This window comes from Gloeocapsopsis crepidinum LEGE 06123 (assembly GCF_015207655.1).
Classification (GTDB): Bacteria; Cyanobacteriota; Cyanobacteriia; order Cyanobacteriales; family Chroococcidiopsidaceae; genus Gloeocapsopsis; species Gloeocapsopsis crepidinum.
On sequence record NZ_JADEWN010000101.1, the window covers coordinates 1 to 11837 of the forward strand.

Consider the following 11837-nt stretch of genomic DNA (forward strand, 5'->3'; position numbering starts at 1 on the left):
CTGGTGTCGGAGACTGAGCAAAGATTATGAGGTTTTACCTGCCACTTCTGAGGCGATGATTCAAGTTGCGATGATTCGTCTTATGTTGAGACGATTGGTATAGTCTTTGACTTTTCAGACATCCTCTTATATTGATCGTCTTGCCAGTGAAGGTATTGTGTTTCTTAATAGTTATGTAACTCAAGCTTCATGTAGTCCCTCACGCAGTAGCCTGTTTACAGGGCTTTATCCGCATCAAACAGGTGGTAGACCAAATGAACCAGTCGGGCAAATTGGGCTGGCGTATAACAATAGTGGCTACTCTATGGCTCCCCGCGTGGTGACTCTTCCGCAACTGCTCAAAGCACAAGGGTATCGTACCGGAATTATTGGCAAGCTGCACGTCTACCCAGAAACTTCATTTAACACAACGAGGACTAGATCAGAATACTTTAGTCATCTTTCTTGGCGATCACGGTCCAGGTTTTTTCCGTGCGAAAGGTAGCTGTTATGAAGCTGGTTTGAGAATTCCGCTAATCTTGCGCTGGTCTGGTAGAACTTCGCCGAATCAAGTCGAACAGGCATTCGTATCTAACATTGATATTTTTCCAACCATACTACAAGCTACTGGTTTAAAAACACCAAAAGTTTCAGGGCGATCACTGTTTCCTTTTTTCAGCAAAATTTAGTCGGGTGGCGTAATTTTATCTTTGCAGAATATACAAGCCACACTAGAAAAGACTTCTATCCACGGCGGAGTATTCGCGGTAAACACTACAAATTGATTCTCAATCTCTTGCCTGAACGTCCTTACATCAGCGTCGATCGCGACCCCGCTTTTACTGAATCACGACAACTTCCGTTAACTAACCCAGCCCGACTCGCTATGGATACTTGCTTTAAGCCACCTGCTGAGGAATTATAAGATCTGCATAACGATCCGTACGAGTTTAATAACCTATCTGGCAAATTAGGGTATCAAAACATACGAAATCTTTTACGTGATGAACTTTCAAAGTGGCGTCAGCAAACCGCCGATCCGCTACTCGATCCCGCAGTGCTAGCCGCGATGGTAAAAGCACACTTAGGATAATCTGGGACAGAAGGCAGTACAGATTAGTAGCTGTCGTGCTGTAATGCTGTACATCAGCTACTCACCCATCTATGACTTCCGATTTGCTCAGTAAAACAATTTTAACTCAAGACAAACTTCAAACTTATATGTTCAGAATATTTTGTAGTAGTTTTCTAGGCTTACCATAAAAAATTATACTTTTTGTTACGTTTTTTGTAATTTATTGGTAAGCCTATGCACTGTTAAAGTTTTTATAGGCTAATTAAGGTTATGAGAATATTAAGCAAAGGAAGCAATTATGAACAGGAGCATTTAGCCTGTACTCGATTTGAACACTGCATTTACATAAGTATTTAAGTATTTAACTTCGTCACTATATATCAGTAAGTAAGATGGGATTTAGCGAAGATATTGCAAAGCTTTCAGAACAAGTTCGGAAACGATTTGAGCAAGTGGTAGGAGAAGAGGCTACTAAAATGGCACTCATTATCCCTTTTTTGAATGCCCTTGGATACGATATTTATGACCCAACCGAAGTTATACCGGAATATGTAGCTGACTTTGCTATCAAAAAGGCGGGGCAATTTGAGAAGGTAGACTATGCTATAGCTATCAATGGTAACATTGTCATGCTAGTAGAAGCCAAAGCGCGTGGACAGAAAGCTGAAGCCCATGATGGTCAACTAAGCCGCTACTTTAATGGACTTCTTAAAACAAAGGTTGCTATTATTACTAATGGTGTAGAGTACCGCTTTTTCACGGATCTACGCGATAAAAACGTTATGGACAAGGAGCCTTTCTTCAGCTTCAATATTCTTGAATATGACTTAAAAGATATCGATAATTTAAAGCTTTTTCATCGCGACAACTTTGACACAATAGCTATTAGTAAGCATGCCGAAGAGATGGTATATGTCAAAGGCATGACTCAGCTTGTAGGTAATCTTTTGCGCTCTCCCTCTGAAGACCTAATTCGATTTTTATTAGGAGAATTAGGCAAATTAGCTCCTAGTTATAAGATAGAAGGGCGAATTAATAGTAAGGTTATTGATAAATTTGAGCCAATCGTAAAAAAAGCTATCCAAAGCAGCCTTTTAGAATTAATGACTCGCTCTCTAAGTCAAGAAATGGCTTTTTTTGTTGAAGGAAGCAATACTACTAGTTTATCTGAAACAGAGGATGAATTAGAAGAAGCTACTGATGAGGTAGTAGAACAAGAAGCAGAAGTAACAAAGATAGTCACAACAGAAGAAGAAATTGAAGCATTTGATAAGATTAAAGCGATCATAGCTACTTCAAAGAATTACCATTTAGAACTTAAGTATAGAGATACTGTTGCCTACTTAGGAATACATCTTGGTAAAACTACATGGTGGTTTCTACGATTATACTTGACGCCAAAGAAAAAAGCTTTATTACTCGTCTATCTGTAGATGAGGTAAAATCTTTAGCACCAGATTTCGAGGTGCAGGAAGTATCTGCTTCAGTGGGGGATGCTGCATCAAAAGTAAGTATTACTTCTGTAGAGGATTTAGATAAGCTTGCAGCACTTATTCTTAAGTGCTACGAAACAGAAGCTGCTAAGCACTAAATTTCACAAGTGAGAAACTGACAAATAGATAATTTAGTGAAATTAAGGCATCCACTCTAAAATAATTCCGACGCGGGTATCTTTGCTTTGGCGGAAATTTTGTTTTTGAATATCAGTAGAAACACGTAAACTTTGTGTGATAGCGTAACTTATGGATAACGTTGTTAATTCTACTTCGGTAACCGTACCTGGATCTATCCAACTTTGAGTTAGTGAAATATCTGCTGCACCGTTGCGCGAGAGAATTAAAAGTAGTCGCGCACCAAGTTTAACTCCATCAAGTGAATAGGCGTCGGTTTCTAGATGACGATATCCTACGAGTGGTGCAACATTGATGTAGCTACCCAAAGGACGCAAGTAATAGCGCAAATCTGCTCCATAGGTTGTGCGATCGCCATTGAAAGCTGCTTGATATTCACCACTTACTGTAAAACGACTGCTACCAATAAAAACATCTTCAACTCCGAGGACGATTCCTGCGGCTTGTGTTGAAGGAAACAAAGAATAACCTAAGCGTAGGCGTGTGCGAAAACTAGGGTCGCGCGTGATTTCTTCTAAAATATTTGGTACTTGCTCGCGCCAGCGTTGTAAAACTGGACTATTTTCAATGTCTGGACTCAAATCTAAATCAGATGCACTAAGGGTGGGAGAAGGCTGTGGTTGGCTATTCGCGGGAGTAGATGATATGTACAAGTAGAAAAAAAAACTAAAAATTATGAGTAAGCGATCGCGCATCTCTTGGCATTTATGACAGTTCATAAAAAAAAGTGGCTCTGCGCCTTGCAGAACCACCGCAGCGGAGCAAAACTTAAGAATATCTAATGCACCGCACCTTGTGTCACTGCATCAAGTGGCTTGATCAGGTACAAACATAAGAACTGCCAACCATTAGCGATGTATAGCGGTAGCTTTTGGAAAAACTGCAGGAATTTTGGCGTGTTGGTGTTAACAATCGCACTCAGCTTTTCATTATTCTTGATACAAATATCAAGTCGGCGATAAAAATCGGGATGCTCTACATTCAGAGTAATAGGGAAGACACGCCCTGCTGTTTCATTGGTTTTCTCAATGACGTAGATGTCGTAATCTCGCGCATTTAAACCAATGGATTGATAAAATCCTGCACGTTGGATGTCGTTGAGATACATCGTCGCAAACACCGACAGTAAGAAGAAACGACACCATAACCGCGCTTTCCAATCATTGAGAAACTGCGGCTGCGATCGCATTAGTGCATCAAAGAAGTCTCCGTGACGGTTTTCATCTTGACACCAGTTTTCAAAGAATCGGAAGATTGGATAGATGCGATTTTCTGGGTGTGCGGCTAGATGGCGATATATTGTGATGTAGCGCCAGTAACCAATCTTTTCGGATAGATACGTCGCGTAGAAGATAAACTTTGGCTTGAAGAACGTATATTTACGACTTTTCGTTAAAAAGCCCAAATCTAGGGACAAATTAAAGTCCGACAGTGCCTTATTCAAGAATCCTGCATGACGTGCTTCATCGCGAGACATCAATGCAAACGATTCTGCGAGGAGAGGATTTTTGTCTTTGAGACGACGGCTGAGTTCTTTGTACAACAGAAAGCCGGAGAACTCTGCAGTGCAAGAACGCTCTAAAAATTCCACAAAGAGTTGGCGAGTTTCTCCATCAATATGCTCCCAAGATTGCTCAAATTCTTCATCTCGGACAAAGTGATGGCGATTGTAGTCAGTGCGAAACTCTTCTAAAAGCGCTTGGAGTTCCTCTTCGTTAACCGAGAGATCCATTCGGGCCATCTCGTCGAAATCTGTTGTATAAAATCGCGGCGTCAGCAGGGTTTCCTTTGCTGGTACTTTCACCCCTGGGCGCATTTCTTCAAATTCTGCTGGTTTTTTAAGAGAATCAACCATATTTTTATTTGCCCTTTTCTGCTGTTGTTTTGTGCCTGGGGCAGTTGAGTTAATGACTAAATAACAATTGATAACGCTTAGTCTACCAAGGCTTAAGGGCATGGCAAACACTTATTTAGTTAAGAGTTGCAACACGCTGTCAATTTTTTTAACAAAAATGCGATCGCCTACTCCAGCATTTGGCAATTCAGGTAACAAAATTCGCAATTTTGCTTGAGGAGAGCGTAGTGTAATTTATACAAATTAAATCAGTTGAGGTACCCAGAAGCCCTACCAGGAGTTAGAAGTAAAAGCTAAGGTAAAAAGAAGTATGCCACTTATTTAACTCACAAGACTTTCTTATCCTTAATGCAATATTCTTTAAACCTATGAAAACTGGAGATTCTCAACAACCAGTAAAGCCCCCAAATAAAGTGAATAGCGCTTATCTACTGTGGCTAGGCTGTCTGCTACAGCTAAATGGACTACACCGAATTTATAACGGCAAAATTGTGACAGGATTAATCTGGCTGGGCACTTTCGGTTTATTTGGTGTAGGTCAAATAATCGATTTATTTCTGATTCCTCGAATGGTGGATGATTACAACACAAAGCTAAAAGCAAAAATGGGTTTATCTCCGTATGGCGTGCCGTTAGTTCAACCCACCTTTGTCACAAATGTTATTAAACCATCTCACGACCAGTTAATGATAAAACTCGTACGTGCGGCTGCGAAAAGAGGTGGCAAAATCTCGGTTACGCAAGGTGTAATGGATACTGGTGCTAGCTTCGTAGAAGTAGAATCAACACTGAAAGATATGCTAAAAACAGGTTATGTCGGAATCGATAACGACCCCGACACTGGTGTTGTCTTGTATACGTTTTTGGAAATGTAGTTATAACAGCAATTAGCAATTAGCAGTTAGCTTTTAGCCAGACTTCATAATTTAAGCCAAGGGCATAGCCCCAAGAAATAACTGTACGTGTTGCACTTGCAACTCTTCTATAATTAGCGATTAGCTAATTACTAATAGCTAACTGCTCTTTAATTAATTTCGCGATAACCACTTTTGACCATTTAAGCGCTGCATTACGCCAAATACCATTAGGTCAAGTGTGATTCGACGCTCATCGATCAAGAAAGGCTCAATCACACTCGGCTGAGAACCTTCGTAGCAGGAAAGGGCGCGCTGTCCTTGAATACTTTCTTCAGGAAAATAGACATTGAAGTGTCGCTGTCCCTTGAGCCAAGAACCTTTAACTTGCCAGCATTCGTCGGTTAAACCGGCAACATTGATCTTTTCTTTAGCGAATTTGAGATCTAAGTCTTGAACGCCTTCTTTTGTTAATGCTGTCTGCAAAGCTGGTATGTAGTGCTGTTGCATAAATTCAGCAAAAGGCTTGTCTTCAACTGCGGGTGGTTTCTCTTTTTTGGCTTTAGCGGCTGGCTTGTCTTCAGCAGCTTTCGCTGCGGCGGGTTTCTCGCCTTTAGCAGCAGGAGATTTTTTAGCAGATGGTTTGGCTGGCTGAGATTCTTCTGATTCAGTACTCGATGTATCTGCTGCTGATTTTGCTTTAGCAGCATTAGGATTCACTTCAGGATTTGCTGCTTGCGGATCAGGAGCATTTGCGGAAGGAATATCTGTAGTTTCAGGTTCATCTGTACTGTGAAGATTTTCTGCGACGACGCTAGGCGCTTGTTCTTCTACTGTACTGGGAGGAGCTTCCTCTTTAGCAGTTTTTCCTTCAGGAGCTTGTTTAGCAACGTTAGGTTTTTCCTCTCCATTAGGGCTTGGAGTTTTTTCGTCTGCCATTGCTTAGGTTTATCCTTAGTTTGATCTAGCTTTAAACGCGATCGCGATCGCTTCACGCACACTTGTTGATTTACTACTTTAAATATTGACACAGAATCGCCGCAATCAATTTCTTTGATCTCATAAGTAGAGGCGATCGCCTCTACGACAAATAGTTTCAGTGGGTGTTTTCTACCAAGTATTTGAACAAGTCATCAAGAATCCGATTTGCGCCCAAAATATTGCTACCAAGATGCCAAACTTCAGCATCAACTTGGTACACCCGTCCCTGTTTAACAGCTTTTAATTGCGCAAAGAGGGGATTTTTCACAAATTGGTTTACTGTGAAGCTACCTGGCATTTTATCCGAAGCGACATGAAGTAAAAAGATCGCATCACCATCGATACTCTGAAGATCTTCCTGCGATACTTGTACCCAGGACTTTCCTTCGATATCTTGAATTGGAGGGTGAGCTAAACCAACATCTTGCAGTACCGAACCTGGAAAACTCGTTTTGGTGTAAAAAGCGATCCAGTTTTGAGCAGTCAGAATCACAGATACTTGGAGACCGTCAGCTTGTTTTAGCTGCTGTTTGAGTTTTTCGACGCGCTGATTGTAGTCGTTAAGCAACGGCTGAACTGCATCGGTGCGATCGAGTGCTGCTGCATACAGTCTTAGTTCTTGTTTCCACCGTCCGTCGCTACTGTTTCCGGCGGTGAGGATTGTTGGAGCAATTTGCGATAACTTGTCATAAATTTGTCGATGCGCGTTTGTATTGCCGATGATTAAATCTGGCTAGAGGCGGACAATTGATTCTAAGTTGGGTGGATTTTCACCGACAGGTGTAATTCCGGCGGTGCGATCGCCGAGATAAGCTGGTAAAACATCTGTTCGTGGCAAACTTGCGCCAATCGGTTGAACACCCAACGCTAAGGCTGCATCAAGCGGGGCTGTATCGAGGACAACGACTCGCTGCGGGGTAGTTGTAATCTTGGTTTCGCCCATTGCGTGCTTCACAACGCGCACAGCAGTTCCTGATGTAGAAAGATCGTCCGCCGGTTGTGAAGGATTTCGGTGACATGCATAAATTGCAGTTAAAGTCAAGCTAAAAAGCAACATCAAGCAAATCAGCTGGCGCACTTGCTGGGATATTAACCACCAGCCACAGCCGGAACAATACTCACTTCATCTCCTGCTTTAAGTGGTGTCTCGGTTCCATCCAAAAAGCGGATATCTTCGCTGTTGACATAAAGATTTAAAAAGCGTCGTGGTTGTCCTTGTTCGTCACAAAGCCGCGATTTGATACCAGGGCAGCTTTTTTCTAGCGATTCTATAAGTTCTGCTATATTGCTACCATCGCATTCGAGCGTCGCTTGATTATTGGTAAATTTCTGTAATGGAGTCGGAATTAATACTTTAACAGCCATAGTTGAGATCGCAATTTAAGAGTTTAGTAAAGGCGCATATTGACGCACTTAGATAGCAAAGATGCCCCTGATTTGACAATTTAACAGTTGACGAGAGTAAGACTTGAGCAGAAGACTTATACCAAGACTTGTTGCCAGTCAAGACGCTCCAAAGTACGCGATCGCTCTAACGCACGTTCAAAACTATCAAGCTTAGCTTCGATCGTCAATGGTTCGCCAATGTAGCCTTGTACTGCCTCTTGGGTTTTGAGTCCGTTTCCGGTGATGTAGGCAACTGTGGTTTCATCGGGATCGATCTTACCAGCTTCGACTAACTTTTTGAGAACTGCGATCGTTGTACCGCCTGCGGTTTCAGTAAAGATCCCTTCAGTTTCGGCGAGTAGCTTGATGCCTTCAATAATCTCGGCATCGGTCACAGATGCAATACTTCCGTTGGTTTTCCGTGCAATTTCTAGTGCGTAAATACCATCTGCGGGATTACCAATTGCGATTGATTTAGCGATTGTATTCGGCTTGACGGGTTTGACAAACTCGCGTCCTTCTTTGTAGGCTTGTGCGATTGGGGAACAACCTTCTGCTTGCGCACCGCTGAACCGTACGCTCTTATCTTCGACTAAGCCGACTTGAATGAACTCTTGAAATCCTTTGTAGATCTTGGTGAATAAGGAACCCGAGGCTAAGGGTGCAACGATATGATCGGGTAATTGCCAGCCGAGTTGTTCAGCGACTTCATAGCCAAGAGTTTTGGAACCTTCCGAGTAATAAGGACGTAAATTGATATTGACAAATCCCCATCCATATGTATTAGCAACTTCACAGCACAAGCGGTTAACTTGGTCGTAGTTACCTTGTACTGCCATCACAGTAGGGCTGTAGATAAGCGTACCTAAGACTTTACCTGCTTCTAAATCAGAGGGGATAAATACACAACAATCTAGTCCTGCATGCGCGGCGATCGCCGCAGTTGAATTTGCTAAATTTCCGGTACTTGCACACGATACGGTTGAAAAGCCGAGTTCTCGTGCGCGGGATAATGCTACAGATACCACCCGATCTTTAAAGCTAAGGGTGGGCATATTAACGGCATCATTTTTGATGTAGAGCTTTTTCAATCCCAGGCGACGGGCTAAACGGTTTGCTTGTACAAGGGGAGTCATCCCTGTACCTACATCAATGACATTTTCAGTTGCAACGGGTAAGAAAGAACGATAACGCCAAATTGAATTTGGTCCCGATTGAATAGTTTCCCGCGTTACGCTGCGGCGGAGGGTGTTGTAATCGTAGGTAACTTCCAATGGACCAAAGCAAGCTTCGCAGACATGGCTTGCTGCAAGTTCGTATTCAGCACCACACTCTTTACACTTGAGGGCTTTAAAGGTTGCCGCTGTTGGGTTGAGAGTTTTTGCCTGGGTCATGGATCGTTCTCTACTTCATTTTTTCCGTCAACTGTCGCCTGATAGTAACACGGTGCATTTTTTTACGTCAAATATACCCGATAAAAATAGTCGGGTTTTAGTACAAAGAGCAAGGAAGCAGATGTGTAGGGGTGAATTTATTGGTATTTCTCAGTTAGTAAAGTGGTATAGATTGTTGGAAATTAGTTTATGAGGGGAGATTGGTAAATTTGGCTACAAACGTGTTATGACAAGCGCCGTAGTGTAAGGCAAAGTGCGATCGCCTTTGGTTCTGAGAAAAGCGCAATCGCATCACTCTGCATCGCTTCACTTTTAAGCCAGAGGTTTACACCTACAAAGAGCGATTATGACTACTGCACATCAATTACCTGATACATTTACTAAATCAGCTTCGGTAAGGCATCCACTCGACCCACTAACGCCTGAAGAAATTACAGTTGCTGTCGCAACGGTTAAAGCAGAGTACGACCTGGGGGAAAAAGTTAGGTTTCCGATGGTTGTTCTTAAGGAACCTCCTAAGAGTGTCGTTCTTAATTTTGAAGAGGGTGATAGTATTGAGCGCGAGGCTTTTATTGGGATTCTGAATAATGAGGATGGGTTGACATATGAGGCGGTTGTCTCACTTAATACTAAAACTGTGAAGTCGTGGCAGCAGATTTCTGATGTCCAGCCCTCTATTATGCTGGATGAATTTATTGAGTGCGAAGCGGCGGTAAAAGCTAGTCCTGAGTTTCAGGAAGCGATCAAGAAACGAGGAATTACCGATCCAAGTTTGGTGATGGTTGACCCGTGGTCGGCAGGTTATTATGCAATTGAAGATGAAAAGGGATTGCGACTGTCACGGGCGTTGTGTTGGGTGCGTTCGAGTCCCACTGATAATGGTTATGCCCGTCCGATTGAAGGTGTGATTCCAGTTGTTGACTTGAACAAAATGGAAGTCATTCGAGTAGAGGACTATGGGGTTGTTCCTCTACCACCGAATCCAGGGAATTACGCGACAGAGTTTATCAAAGATTTAAGAAGTGATATCAAACCTTTAGAAATTACTCAGTCGGAAGGTCCGAGTTTTGAAGTACAAGGTCACTTTATCAAGTGGCAAAAGTGGCAGTTTCGGATTGGGTTTACGCCGAGGGAAGGTTTAGTTTTATACACTGTAGGTTATGAAGATCGAGGGCGCGTGCGTCCAATTGTATATCGCGCTTCATTAGCCGATATGGTGGTACCTTATGGCGATCCTCGACCGCAGCATTACCGTAAAAATGCGTTTGATGTTGGGGAGTATGGCGTAGGAACGTTGGCAAATTCCTTAACTTTGGGTTGTGATTGCTTGGGTGAGATTCGCTACTTTGATGCCTATATGACAAGTAGTCGCGGGCAAATAGTGAAGATCGAGAATGCAATATGTATGCATGAGGAAGATTACGGCATTCTCTGGAAACACGTTGATTGGAGAACAGATCATACTGAAGTTAGGCGATCGCGTCGTTTAGTCGTATCGTTTATCGCGACAGTTGGTAATTATGAATATGGGTTCTTCTGGTATTTTTACCAAGACGGTACAATTCAGTACGAAGTCAAACTGACTGGTATTGTTAATACTGCTGCCGCACTGCCTGATGAAGTGCCGAAGTATGGTACGCTGATTGCACCGCAGTTAAACGCCCCAATTCACCAACACTTCTTTAATGTGCGTTTGGATATGTGCGTTGATGGGGAAAATAACTCAGTTTACGAAGTGAATACACAAGCGGAACCCTTGGGACCTGATAATCCTTACGGTAATGCTTTTTATGCTGAGTCTACGCTCTTATCAACTGAGTCAGAAGCACAACGCATCATTGATCCTTTTACAGGACGTTATTGGAAGATTGTCAATCCTGCAGTGCACAATAGCCTTGGTCAGCCTGTGAGTTATAAGCTGATGCCTGGTGAAAACATTTTACCGTTTGCACATCCCGAATCAAGTGTGATCAAACGTGCGGGATTTATGACAAAGCATTTGTGGGTGACTCCCTATAATCCTGATGAACTCTATGCTGCGGGTGATTATCCTAATCAACATCCAGGTGATGCGGGATTACCTACTTGGACAAAGGCAAATCGGGCAATTGAGAATACAGACGTTGTGGTTTGGTATACGTTTGGACACAATCATGTGACCCGTCCAGAGGATTGGCCTGTGATGCCTGTCTCTTATATTGGTTTATGTTAAAACCTGTGGGCTTTTTTGATGCGAGTCCAGCAATTGATGTTCCTCCTTCGGCTACAAAGCATAAATGTTGTTCTTGAAGAGGTACGAACCATTCCAGCGAAGTGAAGCCGCAGGCGTTAGACACAAAGTTTGCAGAAGAGTTAAAGGAAGAATTGAAGATTGATTTTGGATAATGAGATCAACTATAGAATCTCACAAGCGTAGGAGTTTGGCGTTTCTATTATTTCCGGCAACTTTTTGGTTGTTGCTATTTTTTATTCTGCCGTTATTGATTGTGTTGCTGTACAGTTTTTTGCAGCGAGGAACGTATGGTGGGGTTGTTTGGAGTTTTAGTTTAGAGAGTTACAGCCTATTGCAGTTTTATGAGGCACAGTAGCAACAGTGAGTAAACCAGTTTTTCAAATGCACGGGATTAATTAAATCGAGTGCAGTGGCAATGAGAAGATCAACCCTGAATGCAGTAGTTGGGG

Annotated in this window: 12 protein-coding genes and 2 pseudogenes; 7 read left to right on the forward strand and 7 right to left on the reverse strand. The window is 42.5% G+C overall.

The annotated features are described in order from the left end of the window. The 5 genes and pseudogenes from IQ230_RS24940 to IQ230_RS24955 all read left to right on the forward strand — a co-directional run. Positions 1–103, forward strand: a pseudogene (locus IQ230_RS24940) (IS5/IS1182 family transposase); the annotation flags it as partial. 3 nt (positions 104–106) lie between these two features. Then, positions 107–484 carry a sulfatase-like hydrolase/transferase gene (locus tag IQ230_RS24945; RefSeq protein WP_193934904.1) on the forward strand — a complete coding sequence of 126 codons (378 nt, stop codon included), beginning with the start codon at positions 107–109 and terminating at the stop codon, positions 482–484. Continuing rightward, positions 369–668 (forward strand): sulfatase-like hydrolase/transferase, encoded by a 300-nt coding sequence (locus IQ230_RS28060; RefSeq protein WP_193934905.1) that lies wholly within the window; start codon positions 369–371, stop codon positions 666–668. Before IQ230_RS24945 ends, IQ230_RS28060 begins: the two co-directional genes overlap by 116 nt. Before the next feature lie 107 nt (positions 669–775). Next, complete coding sequence (locus tag IQ230_RS27565) at positions 776–904, forward strand: hypothetical protein (protein ID WP_265576257.1); 129 nt, start codon at positions 776–778, stop codon at positions 902–904. Between the two features lie 542 nt (positions 905–1446). Continuing rightward, positions 1447–2487, forward strand: a complete 1041-nt coding sequence (locus IQ230_RS24955; RefSeq protein WP_228055321.1) for a type I restriction endonuclease — start codon at positions 1447–1449, stop codon at positions 2485–2487. Positions 2488–2687: 200 nt separating this feature from the next. Here IQ230_RS24955 and IQ230_RS24960 read toward each other — a convergent pair whose 3' ends face one another. Both IQ230_RS24960 and acsF read right to left on the reverse strand, forming a co-directional pair. Next, the gene (locus tag IQ230_RS24960) at positions 2688–3404 is read right to left on the reverse strand and encodes a hypothetical protein (RefSeq protein ID WP_228055322.1); all 717 of its coding nucleotides are present in this window, start codon (positions 3402–3404) and stop codon (positions 2688–2690) included. Positions 3405–3463: 59 nt separating this feature from the next. Further along, positions 3464–4540, reverse strand: coding sequence for a magnesium-protoporphyrin IX monomethyl ester (oxidative) cyclase (gene acsF, locus IQ230_RS24965; protein WP_193934906.1), 1077 nt, complete (start codon positions 4538–4540; stop codon positions 3464–3466). A 368-nt stretch (positions 4541–4908) separates the two neighbouring features. Between acsF and IQ230_RS24970 the strand changes: the two genes are divergently transcribed. Continuing rightward, entirely contained in the window at positions 4909–5415 is a 507-nt protein-coding gene (locus IQ230_RS24970; protein WP_193934907.1) for a TM2 domain-containing protein, read from the forward strand. Positions 5416–5568: 153 nt separating this feature from the next. On the opposite strand, the pseudogene IQ230_RS28065 reads toward IQ230_RS24970, so the two are convergent. The 5 genes and pseudogenes from IQ230_RS28065 to thrC form a co-directional block, all read right to left on the reverse strand. Next, a pseudogene (locus tag IQ230_RS28065) lies at positions 5569–5997 on the reverse strand (DUF2996 domain-containing protein); the annotation flags it as partial. 493 nt (positions 5998–6490) lie between these two features. Next, positions 6491–7099 (reverse strand): iron-siderophore ABC transporter substrate-binding protein, encoded by a 609-nt coding sequence (locus tag IQ230_RS24980; RefSeq protein ID WP_193934913.1) that lies wholly within the window; start codon positions 7097–7099, stop codon positions 6491–6493. A gap of 9 nt (positions 7100–7108) precedes the next feature. After that, positions 7109–7432 carry an ABC transporter substrate-binding protein gene (locus IQ230_RS24985; RefSeq protein ID WP_193934909.1) on the reverse strand — a complete coding sequence of 108 codons (324 nt, stop codon included), beginning with the start codon at positions 7430–7432 and terminating at the stop codon, positions 7109–7111. 32 nt (positions 7433–7464) lie between these two features. Beyond that, complete coding sequence (locus IQ230_RS24990; RefSeq protein WP_193934910.1) at positions 7465–7740, reverse strand: MoaD/ThiS family protein; 276 nt, start codon at positions 7738–7740, stop codon at positions 7465–7467. Positions 7741–7856: 116 nt separating this feature from the next. Then, complete coding sequence (gene thrC, locus IQ230_RS24995; RefSeq protein WP_193934911.1) at positions 7857–9155, reverse strand: threonine synthase; 1299 nt, start codon at positions 9153–9155, stop codon at positions 7857–7859. A gap of 346 nt (positions 9156–9501) precedes the next feature. Between thrC and IQ230_RS25000 the strand changes: the two genes are divergently transcribed. Further along, positions 9502–11367 carry a primary-amine oxidase gene (locus IQ230_RS25000; RefSeq protein ID WP_228055323.1) on the forward strand — a complete coding sequence of 622 codons (1866 nt, stop codon included), beginning with the start codon at positions 9502–9504 and terminating at the stop codon, positions 11365–11367. Positions 11368–11837: the final 470 nt, after the last annotated feature.

What these genes read in the sequence shown, in the direction of transcription:
- IQ230_RS24955 (WP_228055321.1), top strand. Translation starts at nt 1,447, where the DNA reads ATGGGATTTAGCGAAGATATTGCAAAGCTTTCAGAACAAGTTCGGAAA.
- IQ230_RS24960 (WP_228055322.1), bottom strand. Translation starts at nt 3,404, where the DNA reads ATGAACTGTCATAAATGCCAAGAGATGCGCGATCGCTTACTCATAATT.
- IQ230_RS24990 (WP_193934910.1), bottom strand. Translation starts at nt 7,740, where the DNA reads ATGGCTGTTAAAGTATTAATTCCGACTCCATTACAGAAATTTACCAAT.
- thrC (WP_193934911.1), bottom strand. Translation starts at nt 9,155, where the DNA reads ATGACCCAGGCAAAAACTCTCAACCCAACAGCGGCAACCTTTAAAGCC.
- IQ230_RS25000 (WP_228055323.1), top strand. Translation starts at nt 9,502, where the DNA reads ATGACTACTGCACATCAATTACCTGATACATTTACTAAATCAGCTTCG.
- IQ230_RS24985 (WP_193934909.1), bottom strand. Translation starts at nt 7,432, where the DNA reads ATGTTGCTTTTTAGCTTGACTTTAACTGCAATTTATGCATGTCACCGA.
- IQ230_RS24970 (WP_193934907.1), top strand. Translation starts at nt 4,909, where the DNA reads ATGAAAACTGGAGATTCTCAACAACCAGTAAAGCCCCCAAATAAAGTG.
- acsF (WP_193934906.1), bottom strand. Translation starts at nt 4,540, where the DNA reads ATGGTTGATTCTCTTAAAAAACCAGCAGAATTTGAAGAAATGCGCCCA.